Raw genomic sequence first — 22,080 nt, 5'->3', positions numbered from 1 at the left:
AAATTTTAATTTCTACGTATAATAAGAAATAGGTTGTGCCAAGGTGTCAAATTGACATTTTTTGAAATTGGCGCAAAATTTGACCTATTAATCATGTTTAATAATAAACTAAAAATAAAAAAATTATGTATTTAATTTTAATGGGAGCCATCATGTTGGCGAGCTGGCTGGTGAGCAGCAGGCTTCAAAGTAAGTTTGATCATTATTCGAAACTGCAACTGCAAAACGGAATGAGTGGTGCCGAAATCGCAGAAAAAATGCTTGCCGATCATGGGATTAAAGATGTTCGCGTTATTTCCACCCCTGGGCGTTTAACCGACCATTACAATCCGGCTGATAAAACCGTAAATTTAAGCGAAGCGGTTTATAACCAGCGTAATGCAGCTGCAGCTGCTGTTGCGGCACACGAATGTGGTCACGCAGTGCAACATGCTCAGGCATACAGCTGGTTAGAGATGCGTTCCAAATTGGTTCCGGTTGTTTCCGTGGTGTCTAATTATGTACAATGGATTTTACTGGCAGGAATCTTAATGATAAAAGTATTCCCGCAATTGCTGTTGATTGGTATCGTGATTTTTGCGGCTACAACACTGTTTTCCATCATTACCTTACCGGTAGAATACGATGCAAGTAACCGCGCCTTAGCCTGGTTGGAGAACAAACATATGCTGAATCAGGCGGAACACGATGGAGCGAAAGATGCCTTAAAATGGGCGGCAAGAACTTATGTGGTGGCTGCTATTGGTTCAATAGGTACGCTGTTGTATTACATCATGGTGTACAACAACCGCCGTTAATTCTAATTTAAAACTCTAAAAAAGATCCGTTACCTAATAGGGGTAGCGGATTTTTTTTTTGAAGCGAATGGTTTGGGATTTATCTTGATACCCTTTTCCCGCCATTCACTCTACAAGGTGCCGCTACTGTCGGGGCTAGACGGTAAACTGTTTTCTTTTTTTGTAATCGTTCTGAAAACTGTGACTGCGAGTGTAAACTATAGTTGGATCTGTCGATCGATCTGCTGTTCCAGAGAAATGAAGGTTTCAGTTCGGGAAACTCCGTCAATGGTTTGGATTTTTTTGTTGAGCAGTTGCATTAAATGCTCGTTGTCGCGGCAGATGATTTTTATTAAAATGCTCCAGTTTCCGGTGGTGTAATGGCATTCCAGAACCTCAGGAATTTTTTTTAGTTCTCTTACGGCTTCTGGGTTGCGCGCTGCTTTGTCAAGATAAATTCCCACAAAAGCCATGGTGCTATAGCCTAAAACTTTTGTATTTACTGTAAATTTTGATCCGGAAATCACACCGGCGACCTCCAGCTTTCGCAAACGCTGATGAATGGCAGCACCCGAGATTCCAATTTTGTTGGCGATTTGTAAAATGGGTTTTCTGGCGTCTTCCATCAGGTCGCGAAGAATCTGTTTGTCAATTCCGTCAATTTCTATTTGTAAGTGATTTAACTTCATTTTTAATAATGTGAAAGGTGTTGTTGTTTTTTGGTTTAAATATAATGATAATTTTTTGTTAAAAGTTAAAAATTTTTAAATGTGTAAATAATTACGCATCTATTAAATAAAGGCAAGTGCGTTATTATAACGTATAACCATGAAATCAAATTACACAGCAACCCCAAAATCTGGTAAAATGAAAAGACTTAACTTAAAAATGGGTTTCGTAGCGCTGTTGTCGCTGCAAACTTTGATTGCCATGCCAGGAAAAACCATCGAAACGGTTCAGGAAAAACCTGTTTCGAAAACTACCGTGGAGAATCAGATTAATTATCTTCTTCAAACTTCTAAGGATTATAACGATGTTAAATTGGTGAAGAAAGCTTCATTGGAAGAATTGCGCGCCGATTTTTTAGCCTTCATCTCCAAGTCTGAAAATGAATTGGGAAGTTTGAAATCAGCTCTGGAAAAGAAAAATTCTGAATTTGAACAATTGAAATCGGAGCACCATAATGCGCAATCAAAATTATCGGAAATCAGTAAAGGTGGTGGAGAAATTGCACTTTTAGGTGTAAATGTTTCCAAAGATTTGTATCATGCTATAATGTGGTCGTTGGTTTTGACCTTAGTTATTGCAGTAGGTTTTCTAACCCGAAGATTTAAAAAAGCAAATGAGATTACTCAAAATTCCAAGGGTCTTTTGTGTGATCTGGAAGATGAGTTTGAAACCTTCAAAAGAAATGCCATAGAAAGAGAACAAAAGCTTCGTCGTCAGCTGCAGGACGAAATCAATAAGCAGAAACCTAAAGTAGAGGTAAGTTAGTGTTAGTTATTGAAAAGTCCCGCTTTAGGCGGGACTTTTTATTATTTGTAACCTTTGTAAATTACTTGTTTTTCAGTGAAAATCACTCCGTATTCTTCCAGTTCCTTTAAAATTGGCTCGTAAACTTCTTTTTTGATCGGAAGTTGAACGCCAGGAGTTTTGATGTTGCCGTTCAGAATCTGTAAAGTGGCCATCGCTACTGGTAAACCAACGGTTTTTGCCATAGCGGTGTATGTTTGATCGTCTCCGATGCAAACCATAGTAGAATCAATTTGTTTTTTCTCGCCGTTTAATTCGTAACCGAATTTGTGGTACATTACGATCATGTCTTTGTCGTGTGGCTCCAAAGTCCAGCTGTCTGTTAGGATTTTTTCTAGAATCTGTGCCGGAGTTGCGTGTTTTAGACCAATTATTTTATTCGGATTGAACAAGTCTAGCTCTAATAATTTGTCCCACATTACATCGTCCTGATCGATTTTTAGCTGATGACGTAATTTGATTTCAACCGAATCAGTAGGGTGGTAAGGTAAGAACAGATTCACGAATTCACGGTAACTCATCGTTTCTGAGTCGTCAATTGCATAAGTATCGTCGGTCATTCCTAATTGAACAAACATATCCCAAGCTTTGGAATACCCAACACGGCGAATGGTTCCTCTGTAAACGGTTAATGCATCGTCTAACCCGTAAATGCTTCTGTATTTTAAAGAGTCGCGGTTGGCGTAGCCTTCAAATCGGCCATAACCTTCCACTTCCAAAAACTCCGTTCTTCTAAATAATTTATGGTACGGAATGTATTTATAGGTGCCTTCCTGAATGAATTTTGCAGCACCGCCTTGTCCGGCCAATACCACATTTCTAGGGTTCCAGGTAAATTTGTAGTTCCAAAGATTGTTGTCGGATTCCGGGGCTACTAAACCACCACAGAACGATTCGAACAAAATCATTTTTCCGCCTTCTTCACGAATTTCATCTAAAATTTTCATGGCACTCATGTGGTCGATCCCGGGATCCAAACCGATTTCGTTCATGAAAACCAGATTGTTGGCTCTAACTTCTTCGTCCAAGGCCTGCATCGCATCGGAAATATAAGAAGCGGTTACCATGTGCTTTTTGAATGCAATACAGTCTTTTGCCACATCAATGTGCATGAAAGCGGGTAACATAGAGATTACAATGTCGGCTTTTTGGATTTCCGCCTGACGCTGTTCCACATTAGCAATATCCAGTTGAATTGCCGTTGCGTTTTTGTGATTATTGGTTTTGCGCTCGGCCAGTTCTAGCGATAAATCTCCAATGGTCAGATGTAGGTTTTCAGCATCGGATTTGTTCAGCAAATATTTTATAAGCGAAGAAGCAGAACGGCCTGCTCCAATAATCAATATGTTTCTCATTTTGAGTGTTGTTTTAAAAAGTTTACGAAAATACTAATTTGTTATATTCTTACGAAACAGAAAAGGAGTTAAGTTTCATTATTTAACGTTTTAAAATAATCTTACCTTTGAAATTATTTTAAGATATGGATAGGAAAATTATAGCGTCGGCTGCATTGATTGGAGCTTTCGCAATTGTTTTAGGGGCTTTCGGCGCCCATGGGCTCAAGGCGGTTTTGGATGAAAATCAGCTGGCTACTTTTGAAACCGGAGTGAAATATCAGATGTACCACGCCTTGTTTCTGCTTTTTATTGGGACTACGGCATTGCTTTCGGAAAAAGGCAAGCTTTTGATCTTCAGGTTGATCATTCTTGGAGTGTTGTTTTTTTCAGGATCGATTTACCTGCTTTCTACAGCTTCATTAACCGGTATTGCAACAAAATTTATCGGTCCGATAACACCAATTGGCGGATTGTTTCTCATTGCAGGCTGGGTGGTTCTTTTTGCTAAAATTCTGGGAAAAAAAGCAGAATAATTGGTTAAAAAAAATATATCTAAAATTAAATTTTTATTTTTGCGTTCTTAAAAACAAACAAACAACACTTTATGAATGTTACCAAAACAATTTCATTAGAGAAATACGGTATTAATAATACGGTTGAGGTTATTTATAATCCATCGTATGATTTCTTATACAATGAAGAGTTAAATCCTGCTTTGGAGGGTTTTGAAAAAGGGCAATTGTCTGAACTTGGGGCAGTTAATGTAATGACGGGCGTATTTACCGGAAGATCTCCTAAAGATAAATATATTGTAAAAGACGATGTAACCAAAGATACCATCTGGTGGACTTCGGAAAAAGCGGTTAACGATAACAAAGCGATTTCTCAGGATACTTGGAATGCTTTAAAAGAGACTACGGTTAACCAACTTTCAGGAAAAAAATTATATGTAGTGGATGCGTTTTGTGGCGCTAATGAAGACACGCGTTTAAAAGTGCGTTTTATCATGGAAGTGGCTTGGCAGGCACATTTCGTGAAAAATATGTTCATTCGTCCAACGGAAGCTGAATTAGAGAATTTCGGTGAGCCGGATTTCATCGTAATGAACGCTTCTAAAACAAGCTTCAAAGATTACGCAGCTCATGGATTAAATTCTGAAGTGTATATTGCGTTCAATCTTACTGAGAAAATCCAGTTGATTGGTGGTACTTGGTACGGTGGTGAAATGAAAAAAGGGTTGTTCTCTATGATGAACTACTACCTTCCATTGAAAGGGATTGCTTCTATGCACTGTTCGGCCAATAAAGGAAAAGATGGTGATGTTGCGGTTTTCTTCGGATTATCAGGAACGGGTAAAACCACTTTGTCTACTGATCCAAAACGTGAATTAATCGGAGACGACGAGCACGGATGGGACAATGACGGAGTGTTCAACTTCGAAGGAGGATGTTACGCTAAAACCATCGATTTAAGTAAAGAAAACGAGCCGGATATTTTCGGAGCCATCAAAAAAGATGCATTATTAGAAAATGTTACTCTTGATGCTAACGGAATCATCGACTTTAAAGACGGTTCGGTTACTCAAAATACTCGTGTTTCCTACCCAATTGATCACATCGAAAATATTGTAAAACCGGTTTCAAAAGCGGGTCATGCTTCTAAAGTAATCTTCTTGACTGCGGATGCTTTTGGAGTTATGCCTCCAGTTTCTAAATTGACTCCGGAGCAAACCAAATACTTCTTCCTTTCCGGATTTACTGCAAAATTAGCAGGTACTGAAAGAGGAGTGACTCAGCCTGAGCCTACGTTCTCTGCTTGTTTTGGAAAAGCATTTTTATGTTTGCACCCAACTAAATACGGTGAGGAACTTGTGAAGAAAATGGAAGAGCATAATGCTACAGCATATATGGTAAATACAGGTTGGAACGGTACTGGAAAACGTATTTCTATTAAAGATACCCGTGCGATCATCGACAGAATCTTAGATGGTTCTTTAGAGAAAGCATCAACTCAAATCGTTCCTATCTTCAACTTAGAAGTGCCAACGGCTTTAGAAGGGGTAAATACTGAAATTCTTGATCCGAGAAATACGTATGCAGATGCTTCTGAATGGACTGCAAAAGCTACGGATTTGGCGCAGCGTTTTATCAGCAACTTCGTTCAGTACACAGACAACGAAGAAGGTAAAAACCTTGTGAAAGCGGGTCCTCAATTGTAAGATCAAATTCTGTTAGAATAAAAAGGCTGTTCAGACGAACAGCCTTTTCTTTTTAGTGTTTCTAAGACATAAAAAAACAGCCCGAAAGCTGTTTTTGTTTATAAAGAGTAGTTTTATTTGTCCTTTGATTCTTTGTTTGCTTTAACAATGTATTTTTCTAATGCCATGGTCATCGATGGGGTTTCCGGTGTTGGAGCCATGATGTCTACACGTAAACCGTGTTCTAAAGCTTCTTTTTGAGTGGTGCTTCCAAAAACAGCAATTCGGGTGTTGTTTTGTACAAAGTCAGGGAAGTTTTTAAATAATGATTTGATTCCAGTCGGGCTGAAAAAGGCCAAAACATCGTAATAAACATCGGCTAGATCTGAAAGATCACTCATTACTGTTCTGTAAAAAGTTCCTGGAATCCAGTTTACTTTCAATCCGTTTAAGGTTTGTGGTACATCAGCATTTAACTGATCCGAAGAAGGTAAAAGGAATTTTTCGTCTTTGTACTTTTTAATCAGTGGCGACAAATCGACAAAGTCTTTCTGACCAACATAAATTTTACGTTTTCTGTACACCACATATTTCTGAAGGTAAAATGCAATAGCTTCCGACTGGCAGAAATATTTTAAATCTTCAGGTACTTTATAACGCATTTCCTCGGCAACTCTAAAGAAATGATCCACAGAGTTTTTGCTGGTTAAAATAATAGCCGTGAAATTATTTAAGTCGATTTTTTGTGCTCGTACCTCTTTGGCAGGAACGCCCTCAACGTGAATAAATGGTCTAAAGTCGATTTTGATTTTCAGTTTTTGCTGAAGCTCGAAGTATGGAGAATTGTCCACTTTAGGCTCTGGTTGCGAAACCAAGATCGTTTTCACTTTCATAATTTGAAAAAAAATTCTATTATTTTAATTTTTCGTAAACAAATAATACATGAAATAATAGGGCGCTATTTCAAGTGCGCAAAGATACAAAATAAAATAAAAGAACTTACTCAGGATTAAGTTTTGATAATTTTTTAATGAAAAGAAATAAGTTATCATGTTTATTATCAAAATGATAGCGATAAGACTTAGAATTAGTGTTTTTGATAAAAAATCATTGTAGAAAAGAAATAAATTGATCGGCAAGATCAACATTCCTATATAAGTTCGGTAGTTAACTTTTTGTAAATTAAACTGTTCGTTAAATTCTTCAATGCTAAAAGTGGTGGCGATAATTTTTTCCACTAAGTATTTTGAGAGGATGAAAACGCCCAAAAGCGTAACGATTTGAATAAAGGTAATCCAGTTGGTTTTGGTAGTAATTCCGAATACACTTAAGGTTAGTTGGATTAAAAAAGCAAAGGAAATCAACTGAACCACAAACATTGAAATGGTAAACCAGCTCTGCATATTGCCGCTGTCTTTATAGATTTTCAGGTATTTGTCTGAAATCCCTAAGCGCATGAATTCTACAAAACGCACTTCGAAAATCGCTCTGTTAACTGCAATCAAGGAAAAGCACAGTACAAACAGGATCGTTGCCCAATCCTTACTTTCTGTGATTCGTTCGTTTAAAATTAAATCCATCATTTCGAGGGTAAAAATACTAAATTTTAGTGGCAAACGTACATTTTGAATTGATGGAAAATAAAATTCGGAAAAAACGGTACTTTAAAATTGCAATTGTATACATTGATTGTATTTTTATTATAATTTTATTGTGAAACCGTCGGCAGAAAAACGTTATTTTTGCACCAAAATTTTATCGAAATGGCCAAGGGTGTTGTCATCATTCCTACTTATAACGAAATTGAAAATATTGAAAGTATTGTTAATGCAGTGTTTTCACTGACAACTCCTTTCCATGTGCTGATTGTAGACGATAATTCTCCGGATGGAACTTCCGAAAAGGTGTTGGAGCTTCAAAAGGATTTTCCGGAGCAATTGCATTTGGAAAAAAGGCAAAAGAAAGCAGGTTTAGGAACGGCTTACGTTCATGGCTTCAAATGGGCTTTGGAGCATCAGTTTGAATACATTTTCGAAATGGATGCCGATTTTTCACACAATCCTGCCGATTTGGAGCGTCTTTATCACGCTTGTGTTGAAGGGGCCGATATGGCAATCGGATCACGTTATATTACCGGAGTGAATGTGGTAAACTGGCCTTTGAGCAGGGTTTTGTTGTCTTATTTTGCTTCCATTTACGTGAACCTGATTACCGGTATGAAAATACACGATACCACAGCCGGTTTTGTTTGCTATAAGCGAAACGTGTTGGAAACTATTAGCTTGGACAGAATAAAATTTATCGGATATGCGTTTCAGATTGAAATGAAGTACCGTACGTTTTTGAAACACTTTAAGATTGTGGAAGTGCCTATCATTTTCACCGATAGAACCAAAGGACAGTCTAAAATGAGTAATTCCATTATTAAGGAAGCCATTTTTGGAGTTATTTCATTGCGAATACGAAAAATGCTAAACCGTTTGTAACGACAAATGAACCACACACTAATAAAAAACGCAAAAATTGTTAACGAAGGTACTATCTTCGAAGGCGATGTATTGATTGAAAATGAAATTATTAAAGAAATTGCCGAAAGCATCAGTGTTAAACCCAATTTTACGGTGGTTGATGCAGAAGGAAGTTATTTAATTCCTGGTGTTATTGATGATCAGGTGCATTTTCGTGAACCGGGTTTAACCCATAAGGGCGATATCGCGTCCGAATCCAGAGCGGCGGTTGCCGGAGGAATCACTTCGTTTATTGAACAACCCAACACGGTTCCCAATGCGGTAACCCAAGAATTGTTGGAACAGAAATACCAGATTGCTTCGGCATCTTCGTATGCGAATTATTCGTTTATGATGGGAGGAACCAACGACAATTTGGAGGAAGTACTGAAAACCAACCCGCGTAATGTTGCCGGGATTAAGTTGTTTTTGGGTTCTTCTACCGGAAATATGTTGGTGGATAACGAAGAGGTTTTGGAAAAAATCTTCTCCAGTACCTCGATGCTGATCGCCGTGCATTGTGAAGATGAAGCGACCATTAAAGCAAATCTGGAAAAATACAAAGCGGAGTATGGAGATGATATCCCGATGGAATTCCATCATTTGATCCGAAGTGAAGAAGCGTGTTATCTATCGTCTTCCAAAGCAATTGAATTGGCCAAGAAAACAGGAGCTCGTCTACATATTTTTCACCTTTCCACTGCCAAAGAAACGGATTTGTTTACCAATAAGATTCCTTTAGAAGAAAAGAAAATCACGGCCGAAGTTTGTGTACACCATTTATGGTTTACCAACGAAGATTATAAAACTAAGGGAACTTTAATTAAGTGGAATCCGGCGGTAAAAACTCAAGCGGATAAAGACGGGCTTTGGAAAGCGTTATTGGATGATCGCATCGATGTAATTGCAACCGACCACGCGCCACACACTTGGGAAGAAAAGCAAAATCCTTACACGAGTGCGCCTTCGGGAGGGCCTTTGGTACAGCATGCCGTAGTGGCAATGTTTGAAGCGCATCTTCAAGGAAAAATCTCAGTGGAGAAAATCGTGGAGAAAATGGCGCACAATCCTGCTAAAGTTTTCAAAATCGAAAAAAGAGGGTTTATCAGAGAAGGTTATTTTGCAGATTTAACCATTGTAAATACCACAGCTCCCTGGACAGTGAACAAAGACAATATCCTCTACAAATGCGGATGGTCACCATTTGAAGGAACGAATTTTAAATCGCGAATTTCACATACCTTTGTAAACGGTCATTTGGTATATGCCAATGGAAAAGTGAAAGAAGACCGATTTGGACAACGCCTATTATTTGAACGTTAAGATGAAAAAGCTACTATTATTTTTAAGTTTGGCTGTTATGGTTTCTTGTAGTGAGAAAGCTGTAGAAAAACCGGAAAACTTAATTGATAAAGATGTGATGATTGATATTCTTTACGACATTACGGTAATGCAGTCTGCCGAAACCGTAGATCCGATAAAGATGAATCAGAACAATGTGAAAGTTAACGAGCTGATCTATAAAAAATACAATATTGATAGCATTACTTTTAATAAAAGTAATCGATACTATGCCTCAGATCCGAATCGGTATAAGAAAATGTATGGGGAGGTTTACCATCGTTTAGAAAAAGCAACAGAAGCTTTAGGAGAAACATCTATGGGGCAGACGGGGAAACCTATTGAGCCTTCAGATACGCCTGCGATACAATAGCAAGGCATTCTTTCATGGGTTGGAAGGTATAATTTAATTTGGAAGTCACTTTCGAATTATCGTAAATATCTGTTGAGTGGGAGGATTTAGCCGTAGCGCGTGTAAAAGTTCGTTCTCTGAAGAACAATTTTGAAATCAGCCAATCCATTCGCCAGGCAAAAGAAGTAATATAAGGTCGTGCATAAATGTATGGCCTTTTTTTATGCAGGTTATCGGCAAGGGTGAACAAGAGTTCTTGCAGGTTCATGTTTTCGGAAACCACGGTAAAACGTTCGCCGTGAATTTCACTCTTCATAAGTGAAGTCATGATTTTAACCACATCGTTTACGGCAGTAATTCCGGTGGATCCCTTAGAATAAAAAGGAAAACCGTTCTGAATTTTGCATAAAAGCTCGTTGCTTCCGGACGGGTAAAAACCGGTTCCGAAAATCACTCCCGGATTAACGATAACTATTTGTAGTCCTTCTTGGGAAGCACGCCACACTTCGGTTTCAGCACCGAATTTACTCAGAGCATAATCGCCGTGGTTTTTTTCCGGATTCCATTCTGTTTCTTCCGTGATAACGGTTTCGCCTTCTTTTGTGTCGCCCAAAGCGGCAATTGAACTCACGTAACAGAACTTTTTAACGCTAAAATCTATGGAACAATTTACCATATTGGCGGTGCCTTCGATGTTGGTTTTGCGAAGTTGTTCCTCGTGGTTTGGATCAAAAGAAATAAGGGCGGCGCAATGGTAAACGTGGGATATGTCTTCGAAAGCTTTTTCTAAAGCGGGAATGTCGAGAATATCGGCCTGAATCCATTGAATTTTATCAAAAAGAAACGATTGGTTCTCTTGAGCGAAAAACGTTTTGGTTTTCTCTAAGGAAGCGGGAGTTCTGTAAATAGCACGAACCGCTTCATTGTTTTGAAGTAAATGCAGTAGAAGATGTGCTCCCACCATTCCTGTTCCGCCGGTTACTAATATCATAAAAGCGAAAATACGAATATATGGATTACGAATTGCGATTTTTTTTTAAATAACCCAGTAACCAAATAAGTGAATCAACAATAAATTTTATCTTTGCGAAAATTCAGGATACAAATGAAAAATTTTATTGAAGAAGTGACTTGGAGAGGAATGCTCCACGACGTAATGCCAGGCACAGAAGAACATTTGATGGAGCAGATGCGTGTGGCGTATGTGGGTATTGATCCAACTGCTGATTCATTGCATATAGGGCATTTGGTAGGTGTGATGATGTTGCGTCATTTTCAGTTAAGCGGGCACAAACCCTTAGCGCTTGTAGGGGGTGCAACCGGAATGATTGGAGATCCGTCTGGAAAATCGAACGAAAGAAACTTGTTGGATGAAGCGACTTTACGACACAATCAGGATGCGATAAAAGGGCAATTGGCGCGATTTTTAGATTTTGCATCAAATGAGCCTAACGCTGCCGAATTGGTAAACAACTACGATTGGATGAAGGAATTCTCCTTTTTAGGATTTATTCGTGATGTTGGAAAGCATATTACCGTGAACTACATGATGGCAAAGGATTCGGTTAAAAAACGTTTGACAGGAGAATCTGCCGAAGGAATGTCGTTTACAGAATTCACATATCAACTAGTGCAAGGGTTCGACTTTTTACACTTATACCGCACAAAAAGCTGTACGCTACAAATGGGCGGAAGCGATCAGTGGGGAAACATTACTACTGGAACGGAATTGGTGCGCAGAATTGAGTCTGGGAAAGCCTATGCGTTAACCTGTCCGTTAATTACCAAAGCCGATGGGACCAAATTTGGTAAATCTGAAGGAGGGAATATTTGGTTGGATGCTGAGCGTACTTCTCCGTACAAATTCTACCAGTATTGGTTGAATACTTCGGATGTTGATGCAGAAAAATACATTAAGATTTTCACTTTTTTAGATAAAGAAACCATTGAAGCCTTAATTGCAGAACATAATCAGGCACCGCATTTGAGAGCTTTGCAGAAAAAATTAGCCGAGGAAATTACGGTTATGGTACATTCTAAAGAAGATTTAGAAAATGCAATCGCAGCTTCTAATGCGTTTTTCAGCCCAACTATGGACGAGCTTAAAAAATTAGATGATAAAACTTTTTTAGAAGTTTTTGAAGGCGTTCCGCAAGCTGAAATTGCCATGGCAGAATTGGAAGAAGGTCTGGATATGATCGCAGCACTTTCTGCAAAAACCGGTTTCTTAGCTTCTAATAGTGATGCCAGAAGAGAATTAAAACAAAACGCGGTTTCGTTAAACAAAGCTAAAGTTGGCGAAGAGTATAAAATCACCAAAGAAGATTTGATCAGTAACCAATTCTTATTGCTTCAAAAAGGAAAGAAAAATTATTATGTAATCAAGGTTAAATAACCATCAGGTTGCAGCCACGAATATCAGAATTGTCAAAACGTCCCAACACTTCAAACGAATGGTTGGGATATTTTTTTCCCAAATCCTGAGTAGCAATAAAAGAACATGAGTTGATGTTGGCCAGATCAATCACATTGATTCCGCCGGTTTTTCCTTCGGATACATAGGAAAGTGCATCTTCGGGATCGCGAACAAGAATTTCCATCCACGGCGGGCATTCGAATATTCCATCGCCTAAAGAATAAGCTTGGGATAGCAGCTCGGTCATGCCGTATTCAGAATGTATTTTCGAAACACCAAAACCTTTGCAGAGCAATTCGTGTAGTTCTTCACGGATGATCTCTTTTCGCTTTCCTTTCATGCCGCCGGTTTCCATGATAATGGTGTTTTTGAGTTGAAAGTTTTGCTTTTCGATCAAATCCAGTAAGGCATACGTAACGCCAATCAATAAAACATTTTGGCCTGCTGCGTCCAGTTGTATCAGCTTTTGAATAAGCTCGTCGTAGTTGTGCAGATAAAAACCGCTTTCAGTTTGATTAGAGCGCTCAATCAAATCTTCAACCATATAAATTAAGGAGGATCCTTCGCGTTCCAAATAAGAAGGAAGTAACGCCAAAACAACATAGTCTTCGATGTTGCCATAAAATTGGGAAAAGGCTAATCGGAAGCTTTCATCGTAAAACTGCAAATCGGTAACCAAGTGACGGCTGGTAGTCATGCCGGTAGTTCCGCTGCTGGTAAAGGTAATTTTAACCGGATCTTTTGAGCTTACCACTTCATGGGTTTTGAAAAACTGAATAGGAAGAAACGGAATCTCGGTAAGTGATTTGACATTTGTCTTGTCCTTTTTAAGCAACTTGCAGAAATTCTGGTACACCAAATTATTGTCGTATTGATGACGAAATACTTTGAGGGTCAGTTTCTCAAATTCTTTTTTGGAGCCGATGTGAAAAATATCTGAAGTGCTTAACATGGCACAAAGTTACAAATAAAAAAAAGCACCAACTTTTACTGATGCTTTTTTGTGTGTATGTAAGAATAATTATTTGATCACTAATTTTCTAGTAGCAGTTTTTCCTTCTTCGGTAATTTTAACCATGTAAACGCCAGTACTTAAGTTTGAAGTGTTCACATAACCGTTTTCAATGGTAGTGTTTAAAACTTGTTTTCCTAAGGCGTTGTAAATAGCGATTGTTTTTGTGGTTCCAGTATCAGAAGAAATAAATAATTTGCCATCGGTAACCGGATTCGGGAAAATTTTTAAACCTGCAATTGCATTAAATTTGGTATTTGCCAAAACCTCTGTGAATGAGTTCGAAACTTTTACATTGTCAATTTCTACCGAAGGAGTTTCTTGTACACTGTCTTGTCTTAAGAAAAAACTTTCGATATAAGCTAAGTCTGTGCCTGTATGGTAGTCAGTTAATAGCGGTGAGGCCTCGTCTGCACCTGTTGGGTTTACCCATAAACTTGTGATGTCATCACTAGTGCCGGTGCCAAAAGTGTAAGCTACAACAACCGTGTAAGTTGTTCCTGTAGAATAATCGGCTGTGTCCCAAGTGGTGTCTACTCCAGTTGCTGTTGCGGTTTCAATACCAAATTTGAAAGTATTGTCGTCTACGCGCTTCGTCCAAAGTGTTCCTCCGTGAGTTATGGCATTTGTCGCGAAGCCTGCTAAATAGCCGCCATTTGCTTGAGTAACCCCGGCCATAGAAACTACTTTAAGGCTGAATTTGTAAAAAACAGTACCCGAAGATTGAGGTGTAACCTTGATCTGTGCATCAGTACCAATGCCGGCGAAGATTACTTTTGAACCGTCTAATAGAATATGGTCACCACCTGCATTTGGAAATCCTAATGCTTCCCAAGGAGCAGTATCGTGTAAATTGCCCGCTGGATAATTAAAAGCATCTGTAAAAGGTAACGTCTGCTGCCCGAAGGATATTGTTGTAGCTAATATTGCGCCTGCTAAGTAAATTTTTTTCATAATTCTTTTTGTTTAAGTAAAGATATAAAAAAAGCACCAACTAAGTGGTGCTTTCCTATTTTTGTAAGAAAAAATTACTTGATTACTAATTTTCTAGCAGCAGTTTTTCCTTCTTCTGTAATTTTAACCATGTAAACACCAGTGTTTAATGCTGAAGTGTTAACGAAACCGTTTTCAACTGTAGTGTTTAAAACTTGTTTTCCTAAAGCATCGTAGATGGCAACAGTTTTTGTTGAATTTGAATCGGAAGAAATAAATAATTTTCCGTCAGTTACCGGATTTGGATAAAATTTTAATCCAGCGATGTTTCCAAATTCATTTGTAGATAAAGCTGTTACATTTCCTGAAATTGCAACATCATCAATACTGTTGGTACCACCTGTTCCTTCTGCATTCCATCCGTAGAATCTAAAAGTAACTGGCCCTGTAAGTCCTGTGAAATTAGCTCCACTCAAAGTGATAGTGCTTCCGTTTTGCCCTGTTGTTGTAGCATCATTTACTCTAAAGAAGACATCGCCAGTTTGAACAGATAATTCTGCATTAGCTGGGTTGATTGAAGCGGGTAAGTTTGTTGCATATCCATCAGCACTTGATCTTACAGCATAAGTTCTAACGCCTGTACCTGATCTTTGGTGTCTGAAAGTAATTCCAGTTAAATCGTATGTTGTACCTGCATCTGGAGTAATGGTAACCTGCATGTAGTTTGTAAGATCTATAGCTCCTGTTAAGTTAGCGTAGTTGTTGTCTCCATTTGTAGCTCCTAATGGCTGGTTGTCGAAAGAAAAACGACCACCTGCAGTTGGTTGCGTAGCAACAGAGTTAACACAAGAAAATGAACCGAACACGATTCCGGTTGCAGTTGGAACCGGTGTTGGATCAATAAGTCCTGTTCCTGTTGGAGGTGCAGTAACACTTGCAAAATTATAAGTTCCAGTGAATACTTGACCAAAAGATAACGTCGTAGCTAGTATAGCGCCTAATAAGTAGATTTTTTTCATTTTTTTTCTGATTTTTAAAAATTGGACAACAAAGATAAGGACTATTTAGAAAATGTAAAATTTTTCTATATGAAATTATTATTAAATCGATGAACTGCAGCTTTGCAATTACCTAACAATAAGTTTTCTTGTGGCGGAAGCTTCGCCTTCTTTGATTTTTATAATGTACACGCCAGCGTTCAAGTTGCCGATATTCAACTCTTTAGAATTAATTGTGGTTTGAAGGATTCGTTTGCCCAACACGTCAAAAATTTCCACTTCTTTTTCCTGAGATTGTTTTGAAACGATGTAGATTTTGTCTCCGTTAGTGGGGTTTGGGTAGATGTTTAATCCTTCAATGGTGTTTTCCTGAGTTTTGCCCACAGCCCCGCCTTTACTTTCCTGAGCAAAAGTTTTTGCGGAAAATAAGAAGAAGACGATAAGAATAATATTAAAGTATTTTTTCTTCATGTGAACATTTATTGTGTAAATATATAAAAATATTTTCAAAAGCTGTGCCAAAAAAAACGCTCTTTCGATCAAGAGCGTTTTTTGTGACATAAATGTTGTTTTTTGTTACTGTAACAAGTTACTTCCGTTAGCTGTTGACCAAGCTCCAGGTGTTAAAGAAGCACCTGCAGAAGTTGTGCTGGTTGTAAACTGACCTGTAGGGAAGGTAACCACTATTGAACCGCTTGCTCCAGCTACAACTTGAGCTGTGTTTGTGATTTTTACATTAGTCAGTTTGATTTTTGAACCATTAACCTGATTAGTGTTAGTACTTGCATCTTGAATTTTGATAGCAGCTCCTTGGTAAGTTGTACCAGCTTCAGTATAAGAACCGTATCCGTCAATTACTACATTTGTAAAATCTCCGTTTCCTTCTTTTTTAAACTGAATAGCATCAACTTGAACATCACCAGCAACTTCAGGAGTACATCCGTTAGCTCTTTTTAAAGTGACGTTTGTAAATTTAGGCCAGAAAGTGTTGTTGTTAGCAGAAGCCTCAATTTCAATACCGAAGTTTCCTTTGTTTACTTGGTAAGCATACCAGTTTGTGTTTTCCTGACCATACCATCCGTCTTGCCAGTCGAAAGAATCATCATAGTTTCCGTAAGAAATTGCATTTTTTAAACTTACGTTACCACCGTAAAACTCGAAACCGTCGTCAGCACCCATATAAGATACCAAGTGATTTAATGTTGTTCCTGCTCCAACTGAATAGAAAGAGAAACCGTTTAATTCTTTAGTTCCGTCGGCTAATTTTTTCCCAGCGTATTCTACACGAACATAGTTTAAAGAACCTCCGTTGTGGTTAGCGTTTGTACCTCCGTAAGATAATGATAATCCGTCTTCAGAGATTGAAGTAGTTCCACCGCCTAAAACTTTTGCAGGTGCATCACCGTACATGATGATACCACCCCAAGAACCAGGAACTTTAGAAAGTTCAGTAAAAATTACTGGAGCTGATTCTGTACCGTTAACGATTAATTTTGCACCGTTTTCGATTACTAATGCGTTGTCTCCGTTTGCTTTATCACAAGTAACTGTTGATCCTGCATCGATAGTTAAAGTAGCACCAGCTTTTACTCTTACAATTCCTTTTAAAGTGTAATTCCCGTAAGCATAAGTTTTGTTTGCAGTGATGTTTCCTGAGATTTCACCAACTTGGGGAGTTACTTGTGTGTTCTCATCCTCATCGTCTTTAGAACATCCTGTGAAAATTGAGCCTAAAATAGCTAAGCTGAATAATAACTTTTTCATTTTTTTGGTTTTTTATTTAATAGTTATATCGTTGATGCAAAGATGGTTAGTCTTTTTTTTTGATGCGTTAAATCAATATCAAGGAATCATTATTGAAAATTCATCTTTATGTAAACTAATTGTTATTGAAAAACAAAAAAGCAGTACCGTAGCACTGCTTTTTTAGTTATTTGTTTTTAAAACGTGTAGCCTAGGCTGAAAGAGAATCCAACTCCTTTTTTGTAGTCTTTCATTATAAAGGAATCTTCATTGAAAGTTTTTGTGGTATTGTCTTTTCCTAATTCTAACCTTGTATTAGGGTTTAGAACGTTATCGGCAGAAAGTTTTAAATCAATATTTTTTGAAAGCTTACTGGTTAAAACGAAATCCAATTTGCTTACCGGAAGTTCGTAAAGATGATCTACTCCATTGGTTCCCACACTATAAATGCGTTTTCCAAATACCGAATACACCGCAGAAATCGTATTGGTCCAAGTACTGCTTAGGTTGAACTGGTATTTTAAATCGGAATTGATTAACCACTTTGAAGCCCCTTGTAATTCTCTGTCTTTGTGGGTTTCGATACTTTTGATTTTGTCACCATTAGGACTGATTACATATTCAGGAACGGTAACATCGGTTTTCATAATAGAAGTGTTGAAGCCCCATGAAAAATCGGTTAAGGATTTTGAAAGACGCTCTAAGTCCAGAATGAATTCTGCTTCAACTCCGTACAATTTAGCGTTATCCGAATTGAAATAGGTTTGTGTATTAGCTCCCGAAGAAATTAAGTAGGAACGCTCGATTGGATTTTTGATGTATTTTCCAAAAGCGCCAATAGCAAACATTTCTTTTGAGGTTGGGAAGGCTTCAAATTTCAGGTCGAAATTAGTATTGTCACTGTTTACCAAATATGGATTTCCTTGGATGGTTGTGTTATCCGGATTTACAATTTGTAAAGGATACGACTCCATAATGACTGGTTTAGTATAGGTTTGTGAAGCTGCAAAACGAAGGTTCATGGTTTCATTAATTGCATATTTTGAATTCACAGAAGGTAAAATATATATCTTGTCTTTGTTGATTTTTTTGTAAGGATCATCAAAAGAACCGATTTCTTTATACTTAGTAGTACGGTCATATTTTTCTGCACGTACACCGGCATTTACTTCGAATTTATCCGAGAATTTGTAGAATAAGTTGGCGTAACCAGCATTAACGTTTTCATTTAATTTAGCTTTCCATGTTGCGTTACTGGCTTCCTGAAAAGAAATCTCATAATTCATAAGGTCGGCTTCGATTTGTGAATCTGCAGCAAACGGATTCAGACTGAAAGAACCTCCGGTGGTGAAATTTTTAATAGTTTGAATAAAGCGGTAGGAAGAAACCGTTGCGTTAGTATTGCCGTTGTATCCAATGGATAATTTGTGGTCGTTTCCGAATTTCAAATTGTATTCTAAAAACGCAGAGTTGTACATGTCGTTTTTAATGTCTAAGTACTGTCTTAAAAAGTTGTTTCCACCGTAACTTACAATTACATTGTCTTCTGAAACTGCATGTCCGGAATAGAAATTTCTGTCCGGCTGACCATATGCGGTTTTAGCCAATGAAACTCCAAATTTTAGATTGTGGTTTTTGTTTGAAGTTAATGCGTAATCTCCAAATAATTGTCCGTTTAAGTATTGTGTTTCATCAAGCTGATTAGTACGGATTAAATAATCGGTAACATCAGTTTGCTGATTTTGATAACCGTACTGATCCTGAATCATGTTGTCAGAAGTTTTCAAATACAACACATTTGCAGATAAATTCAAGCGTTCTGCTGCATAGTTAACTCCTACAATTGATGAGAAGTTCGTTTTGTAGTTGTACTGAGTAGACTGAAAGTTATTTGAGTACTGGATCAAATCCGTTGGTGTTAAGGTTCTGTCTGCTCCTTTTCGGTACGTGTAGGAATTGTCAAAATTTAAGGAAAGCAAGTAGCTGATTTTGCTGTTTTTTAAGTTGAATTTTTCAGCATGTAATAATCCGATGCTGCTGTTTAAAGGGCTTTTGGTTTTCTCGATTTCGAATCCGGTTTTAAAAGCATTTACGGCATCCTGGCGGTTTAAGGTAACCGGTGGATTTGGTTTTGAGTGAAATTCAGAAGGAAGTTCTCGGTCGTTTCCGGTTAATCCGAAGAAGCCTTTTGTTGTTCCAATTTCTTTTGCAGTATAGAAGTTCCTTAAATTATTGTTGGTAGTGATTCCTGCACCTATAGATAATTTAGTAATACTATTGGTAGGTTTTGAAGTTACGATATTAAAAGTCGCACCTGCAAAATCACCATAAATGTTTGGATTAAATGTTTTAAAAGTTTCAATTACACTTACTACATCGGTAGGGATTAAATCCAATGGGATAATTTTCTTGAACGGGTTGTTGGAAGGTACTGCCAAATTGTTAATCAACAAGTTGTTGTAACGATCTTCTAATCCTCGAACAAAAAGTCCGCGAGAACCTACTTTGGTAATTCCGGTTATTTTTGTTAAACCTTCCTCTACGTCACTTACTCCTTTTCGGGAAAGTTCCTGAGCTCCGATAGATTGTTTGATTTCAACTGCTTTTTTTTGTTCAGCTAAGAGTGCGGTTTCTTTTTCACGGTTCTGTTCTACCTTAATAACTACGTCTTGCAGTTCTACTCCTTTAGAACCCAAAGCCTGATTGATGGTTTTGGTTTCGTTGGCTTTAATGGTAAAGGGGATTTCCATACTTTCGTATCCTAAAAAGGAAATTACTAGGATATGGCTTCCTTCAGCGACTGAAAGTGTATATTTTCCCTGCTCGTCGGTATTGATTCCGTTTGTGGTGCCTTTGATCATTACGGTGGCAAATGCAAGTGCCTCGTTGTTCATGTCTTTGTCTGTGATTATCCCGGTAACCGTTCCTTTTTGTGCAAAACTCAAGAATGTGATAAAGAATGCGGCAACTAAAAATTTGAAGTTCATTAGAGTGTGTTGTTAAAGTGTGTTATTTTAATTCTGGTGCAAAGGAACTTTAGCTAGATTAACCCGATGTTACTCACTTGTTATGATTCCGTTTCGATTGTATTATCAAAAGGTTAAGAGATTAAATAATCGTTAACACATAGTAGGCGATGTAGAAACTTTTGTATTATCTTTACCTTTACATCCTGAAAACACATAGCGTGTCAACATTTATGAAAAAGAAAGACATTAAGATTTTATTGGTTGATGACGAGCAGGACATCCTAGAAATCGTAGGATACAACCTGTCTCAGGAAGGTTATCAGATTGTAACGGCCAGCAATGGAAAAGAAGCCATCGCTAAAGCCAAAAAAGAACTTCCCCAGTTAATTATCATGGACGTGATGATGCCGGAGATGGACGGGATGGAAGCCTGTGAGAACATCCGTCGTATTCCCGAACTGTCCAATGTTATCATTACCTTTTTAACGGCACGAAGCGAAGATTATTCCCAAGTGGCCGGATTCGATGCCGGAGCCGATGATTACATCGCAAAACCCATCAAGCCAAAAGTTTTGGTGAGTAAGGTAAAGGCGTTGTTGCGTCGTTTAAAAGAAGAAGAAAAAAGCAGCGATGTGCTTAAAATCGGGGACATTGAAATTAACCGTGAGGAGTACAAAATTATCAATGGAGGCGAAGAAATCGTTTTGCCTCGAAAAGAGTTTGAATTGTTTTATCTTTTGGCTTCCAAACCCGGAAAAGTATTCAAACGTGAAGAAATTTTAGATAAAGTTTGGGGTAATGAAGTGGTTGTTGGTGGAAGAACCATCGATGTTCACATTCGAAAATTAAGAGAGAAAATTGGCGACGATTTGTTTAAAACCATAAAAGGAGTAGGCTATAAGCTGGAACTGTAAATGAGCATAAATTTCAAGAAATCTTACAAGTTTGCGATAAAATCATCGTTTTACATTACTTTGTTTACTACGGGGTTCATTGCAATACTGTTGTACTTTTTTTTTGAAATCAATTATGCATTTATTGGGTTGTTTGCATTGGCAACCCTTTGCTTTTCTTTTTTCATGCTGCAGTACCGGGTAGAGAAATTCATCTATAAAAGAGTGAAGAAAATCTACGACGATGTTTCTCTTTTAGATTCTACCACCCTTAGAAATCAGCCAATTACGACCGATATGGCTACCTTAACGCAAGACGTTCAGAAGTTTGCTAAAGAGAAGAAAATCGAAATTGAAACCTTAAAAATTCGTGAAGAATACCGACGCGAATTCCTTGGTAATGTTTCCCATGAGCTAAAAACGCCTTTGTTTACGGTACAAGGTTACCTTTCCACCTTGCTTGACGGTGCGATGAACGACAAAACCATCCGCAAAAAATATCTGGAACGAGCCGAGAAGGGTGTTGAGCGCCTGATCCATATCGTTAAAGATCTGGACATGATTACCAAATTGGAAGCCGGCGATCTCAATCTGGAGTTTTCCGAGTTCAACATCATCGACGTGGTACAGAATGTTTTTGATTTATTGGAAATGAAGGCCGATGAGAAAAACATCATGCTCATGTTCGACATGAAGTACACCAAGCCGATTTACGTTTTGGGCGATCAGGAGAAAATCCAGCAGGTTTTGACCAATCTGATCATGAATTCCATCAAATACGGAAAAGAAAACGGGACAACCGAAGTAAGTATTGAAGATTTGGTAAACAACAAAGTCATAGTCCGAATTACCGATAATGGCGAAGGAATCCAGAAACAGCACATTTCGCGTTTGTTTGAGCGTTTTTTCCGCGTGGACAAAAGCGGTGCGCGCTCGGAAGGCGGTTCCGGTTTAGGATTGTCCATCGTGAAGCACATCATTGAGGCCCACAACCAAAAAATTTATGTGGAAAGTAAATACGGCTACGGTTCGGAGTTCTCATTTACCTTAGAAAAAACCAAATAGCTCTTAGT

The 22,080-nt window shown here is 38.1% G+C and carries 21 protein-coding genes; 10 read left to right on the top strand and 11 right to left on the bottom strand.

Annotated features, from left to right (window positions below; all coding sequences use genetic code 11):
* The first annotated feature begins 125 nt into the window (after positions 1 to 125).
* Positions 126 to 797 carry a zinc metallopeptidase gene (locus tag LZZ90_RS01150; protein WP_237788847.1) on the top strand — a complete coding sequence of 224 codons (672 nt, stop codon included), beginning with the start codon at positions 126 to 128 and terminating at the stop codon, positions 795 to 797.
* A 197-nt stretch (positions 798 to 994) separates the two neighbouring features.
* Here the strand turns inward: LZZ90_RS01150 and LZZ90_RS01145 are convergent, their stop codons facing one another.
* Positions 995 to 1,465 carry an Lrp/AsnC ligand binding domain-containing protein gene (locus LZZ90_RS01145; protein ID WP_237788846.1) on the bottom strand — a complete coding sequence of 157 codons (471 nt, stop codon included), beginning with the start codon at positions 1,463 to 1,465 and terminating at the stop codon, positions 995 to 997.
* 178 nt (positions 1,466 to 1,643) lie between these two features.
* Between LZZ90_RS01145 and LZZ90_RS01140 the strand changes: the two genes are divergently transcribed.
* Complete coding sequence (locus LZZ90_RS01140; protein ID WP_237788845.1) at positions 1,644 to 2,270, top strand: hypothetical protein; 627 nt, start codon at positions 1,644 to 1,646, stop codon at positions 2,268 to 2,270.
* Positions 2,271 to 2,311: 41 nt separating this feature from the next.
* Here LZZ90_RS01140 and LZZ90_RS01135 read toward each other — a convergent pair whose 3' ends face one another.
* On the bottom strand, positions 2,312 to 3,664 hold the full coding sequence (locus LZZ90_RS01135) for a saccharopine dehydrogenase family protein (protein WP_237788844.1): 1,353 nt from the start codon (positions 3,662 to 3,664) through the stop codon (positions 2,312 to 2,314).
* 125 nt (positions 3,665 to 3,789) lie between these two features.
* On the opposite strand from LZZ90_RS01135, the gene LZZ90_RS01130 reads away from it, so the two are divergent.
* Together LZZ90_RS01130 and pckA are read left to right on the top strand one after the other, a co-directional pair.
* Positions 3,790 to 4,179 carry a DUF423 domain-containing protein gene (locus LZZ90_RS01130; protein ID WP_237788843.1) on the top strand — a complete coding sequence of 130 codons (390 nt, stop codon included), beginning with the start codon at positions 3,790 to 3,792 and terminating at the stop codon, positions 4,177 to 4,179.
* Positions 4,180 to 4,250: 71 nt separating this feature from the next.
* Positions 4,251 to 5,864 carry a phosphoenolpyruvate carboxykinase (ATP) gene (pckA, locus tag LZZ90_RS01125; protein WP_237788842.1) on the top strand — a complete coding sequence of 538 codons (1,614 nt, stop codon included), beginning with the start codon at positions 4,251 to 4,253 and terminating at the stop codon, positions 5,862 to 5,864.
* Positions 5,865 to 5,977: 113 nt separating this feature from the next.
* Here pckA and LZZ90_RS01120 read toward each other — a convergent pair whose 3' ends face one another.
* Together LZZ90_RS01120 and LZZ90_RS01115 are read right to left on the bottom strand one after the other, a co-directional pair.
* Entirely contained in the window at positions 5,978 to 6,736 is a 759-nt protein-coding gene (locus tag LZZ90_RS01120; RefSeq protein WP_237788841.1) for a uroporphyrinogen-III synthase, read from the bottom strand.
* A 24-nt stretch (positions 6,737 to 6,760) separates the two neighbouring features.
* The gene (locus tag LZZ90_RS01115; RefSeq protein WP_237788840.1) at positions 6,761 to 7,426 is read right to left on the bottom strand and encodes a DUF4271 domain-containing protein; all 666 of its coding nucleotides are present in this window, start codon (positions 7,424 to 7,426) and stop codon (positions 6,761 to 6,763) included.
* A gap of 180 nt (positions 7,427 to 7,606) precedes the next feature.
* Between LZZ90_RS01115 and LZZ90_RS01110 the strand changes: the two genes are divergently transcribed.
* The 3 genes from LZZ90_RS01110 to LZZ90_RS01100 are packed head-to-tail and all read left to right on the top strand — an operon-like array spanning position 7,607 to position 10,064.
* The gene (locus LZZ90_RS01110; RefSeq protein ID WP_237788839.1) at positions 7,607 to 8,329 is read left to right on the top strand and encodes a polyprenol monophosphomannose synthase; all 723 of its coding nucleotides are present in this window, start codon (positions 7,607 to 7,609) and stop codon (positions 8,327 to 8,329) included.
* Between the two features lie 6 nt (positions 8,330 to 8,335).
* Positions 8,336 to 9,673, top strand: coding sequence for a dihydroorotase (locus LZZ90_RS01105; protein WP_237788838.1), 1,338 nt, complete (start codon positions 8,336 to 8,338; stop codon positions 9,671 to 9,673).
* Position 9,674: 1 nt separating this feature from the next.
* A complete protein-coding gene (locus LZZ90_RS01100; RefSeq protein WP_237788837.1) occupies positions 9,675 to 10,064 on the top strand; it encodes a DUF4296 domain-containing protein in 390 nt (129 codons plus the stop codon).
* On the opposite strand, the gene LZZ90_RS01095 is transcribed toward LZZ90_RS01100, so the two are convergent.
* Positions 10,030 to 11,034 (bottom strand): NAD-dependent epimerase/dehydratase family protein, encoded by a 1,005-nt coding sequence (locus LZZ90_RS01095; protein WP_237788836.1) that lies wholly within the window; start codon positions 11,032 to 11,034, stop codon positions 10,030 to 10,032. The two genes, LZZ90_RS01100 and LZZ90_RS01095, sit on opposite strands and share 35 nt — an antisense overlap.
* A 114-nt stretch (positions 11,035 to 11,148) precedes the next feature.
* Here LZZ90_RS01095 and tyrS point away from each other — a divergent pair, with 114 nt between their 5' ends.
* Positions 11,149 to 12,438 (top strand): tyrosine--tRNA ligase, encoded by a 1,290-nt coding sequence (gene tyrS / locus LZZ90_RS01090; RefSeq protein WP_237788835.1) that lies wholly within the window; start codon positions 11,149 to 11,151, stop codon positions 12,436 to 12,438.
* Here tyrS and LZZ90_RS01085 read toward each other — a convergent pair.
* From LZZ90_RS01085 to LZZ90_RS01060, 6 genes are all read right to left on the bottom strand, one after another.
* The gene (locus LZZ90_RS01085; protein ID WP_237788834.1) at positions 12,431 to 13,411 is read right to left on the bottom strand and encodes an acyl transferase; all 981 of its coding nucleotides are present in this window, start codon (positions 13,409 to 13,411) and stop codon (positions 12,431 to 12,433) included. The genes tyrS and LZZ90_RS01085 overlap by 8 nt on opposite strands.
* Before the next feature lie 69 nt (positions 13,412 to 13,480).
* The gene (locus LZZ90_RS01080) at positions 13,481 to 14,425 is read right to left on the bottom strand and encodes a T9SS type A sorting domain-containing protein (RefSeq protein ID WP_237788833.1); all 945 of its coding nucleotides are present in this window, start codon (positions 14,423 to 14,425) and stop codon (positions 13,481 to 13,483) included.
* 74 nt (positions 14,426 to 14,499) lie between these two features.
* Positions 14,500 to 15,423, bottom strand: coding sequence for a T9SS type A sorting domain-containing protein (locus LZZ90_RS01075; protein ID WP_237788832.1), 924 nt, complete (start codon positions 15,421 to 15,423; stop codon positions 14,500 to 14,502).
* A gap of 108 nt (positions 15,424 to 15,531) precedes the next feature.
* Positions 15,532 to 15,873, bottom strand: a complete 342-nt coding sequence (locus tag LZZ90_RS01070) for a T9SS type A sorting domain-containing protein (protein ID WP_237788831.1) — start codon at positions 15,871 to 15,873, stop codon at positions 15,532 to 15,534.
* Positions 15,874 to 15,978: 105 nt separating this feature from the next.
* A complete protein-coding gene (locus tag LZZ90_RS01065; RefSeq protein ID WP_237788830.1) occupies positions 15,979 to 17,166 on the bottom strand; it encodes a hypothetical protein in 1,188 nt (395 codons plus the stop codon).
* A 176-nt stretch (positions 17,167 to 17,342) separates the two neighbouring features.
* Positions 17,343 to 20,132, bottom strand: coding sequence for a TonB-dependent receptor (locus tag LZZ90_RS01060; RefSeq protein WP_237788829.1), 2,790 nt, complete (start codon positions 20,130 to 20,132; stop codon positions 17,343 to 17,345).
* 212 nt (positions 20,133 to 20,344) lie between these two features.
* Here LZZ90_RS01060 and LZZ90_RS01055 point away from each other — a divergent pair, with 212 nt between their 5' ends.
* Together LZZ90_RS01055 and LZZ90_RS01050 are read left to right on the top strand one after the other, a co-directional pair.
* Positions 20,345 to 21,028 (top strand): response regulator transcription factor, encoded by a 684-nt coding sequence (locus LZZ90_RS01055; protein WP_237788828.1) that lies wholly within the window; start codon positions 20,345 to 20,347, stop codon positions 21,026 to 21,028.
* Complete coding sequence (locus LZZ90_RS01050) at positions 21,029 to 22,072, top strand: cell wall metabolism sensor histidine kinase WalK (protein ID WP_237788827.1); 1,044 nt, start codon at positions 21,029 to 21,031, stop codon at positions 22,070 to 22,072.
* Positions 22,073 to 22,080 lie beyond the last annotated feature (8 nt).

Source organism: Flavobacterium sp. SM15 (assembly GCF_022012335.1).
GTDB lineage: Bacteria > Bacteroidota > Bacteroidia > Flavobacteriales > Flavobacteriaceae > Flavobacterium.
Note: the sequence above shows the minus strand (reverse complement) of the source record. Positions and strands in the feature narration are given on the sequence as shown.

What these genes read in the sequence shown, in the direction of transcription:
- LZZ90_RS01065 (WP_237788830.1), bottom strand. Translation starts at nt 17,166, where the DNA reads ATGAAAAAGTTATTATTCAGCTTAGCTATTTTAGGCTCAATTTTCACA.
- LZZ90_RS01140 (WP_237788845.1), top strand. Translation starts at nt 1,644, where the DNA reads ATGAAAAGACTTAACTTAAAAATGGGTTTCGTAGCGCTGTTGTCGCTG.
- LZZ90_RS01100 (WP_237788837.1), top strand. Translation starts at nt 9,675, where the DNA reads ATGAAAAAGCTACTATTATTTTTAAGTTTGGCTGTTATGGTTTCTTGT.
- tyrS (WP_237788835.1), top strand. Translation starts at nt 11,149, where the DNA reads ATGAAAAATTTTATTGAAGAAGTGACTTGGAGAGGAATGCTCCACGAC.
- LZZ90_RS01105 (WP_237788838.1), top strand. Translation starts at nt 8,336, where the DNA reads ATGAACCACACACTAATAAAAAACGCAAAAATTGTTAACGAAGGTACT.
- LZZ90_RS01075 (WP_237788832.1), bottom strand. Translation starts at nt 15,423, where the DNA reads ATGAAAAAAATCTACTTATTAGGCGCTATACTAGCTACGACGTTATCT.
- LZZ90_RS01070 (WP_237788831.1), bottom strand. Translation starts at nt 15,873, where the DNA reads ATGAAGAAAAAATACTTTAATATTATTCTTATCGTCTTCTTCTTATTT.
- LZZ90_RS01120 (WP_237788841.1), bottom strand. Translation starts at nt 6,736, where the DNA reads ATGAAAGTGAAAACGATCTTGGTTTCGCAACCAGAGCCTAAAGTGGAC.
- LZZ90_RS01080 (WP_237788833.1), bottom strand. Translation starts at nt 14,425, where the DNA reads ATGAAAAAAATTTACTTAGCAGGCGCAATATTAGCTACAACAATATCC.
- LZZ90_RS01095 (WP_237788836.1), bottom strand. Translation starts at nt 11,034, where the DNA reads ATGATATTAGTAACCGGCGGAACAGGAATGGTGGGAGCACATCTTCTA.
- LZZ90_RS01085 (WP_237788834.1), bottom strand. Translation starts at nt 13,411, where the DNA reads ATGTTAAGCACTTCAGATATTTTTCACATCGGCTCCAAAAAAGAATTT.
- LZZ90_RS01150 (WP_237788847.1), top strand. Translation starts at nt 126, where the DNA reads ATGTATTTAATTTTAATGGGAGCCATCATGTTGGCGAGCTGGCTGGTG.
- LZZ90_RS01135 (WP_237788844.1), bottom strand. Translation starts at nt 3,664, where the DNA reads ATGAGAAACATATTGATTATTGGAGCAGGCCGTTCTGCTTCTTCGCTT.
- LZZ90_RS01060 (WP_237788829.1), bottom strand. Translation starts at nt 20,132, where the DNA reads ATGAACTTCAAATTTTTAGTTGCCGCATTCTTTATCACATTCTTGAGT.
- LZZ90_RS01055 (WP_237788828.1), top strand. Translation starts at nt 20,345, where the DNA reads ATGAAAAAGAAAGACATTAAGATTTTATTGGTTGATGACGAGCAGGAC.
- LZZ90_RS01110 (WP_237788839.1), top strand. Translation starts at nt 7,607, where the DNA reads ATGGCCAAGGGTGTTGTCATCATTCCTACTTATAACGAAATTGAAAAT.
- LZZ90_RS01145 (WP_237788846.1), bottom strand. Translation starts at nt 1,465, where the DNA reads ATGAAGTTAAATCACTTACAAATAGAAATTGACGGAATTGACAAACAG.
- pckA (WP_237788842.1), top strand. Translation starts at nt 4,251, where the DNA reads ATGAATGTTACCAAAACAATTTCATTAGAGAAATACGGTATTAATAAT.
- LZZ90_RS01050 (WP_237788827.1), top strand. Translation starts at nt 21,029, where the DNA reads ATGAGCATAAATTTCAAGAAATCTTACAAGTTTGCGATAAAATCATCG.
- LZZ90_RS01115 (WP_237788840.1), bottom strand. Translation starts at nt 7,426, where the DNA reads ATGATGGATTTAATTTTAAACGAACGAATCACAGAAAGTAAGGATTGG.
- LZZ90_RS01130 (WP_237788843.1), top strand. Translation starts at nt 3,790, where the DNA reads ATGGATAGGAAAATTATAGCGTCGGCTGCATTGATTGGAGCTTTCGCA.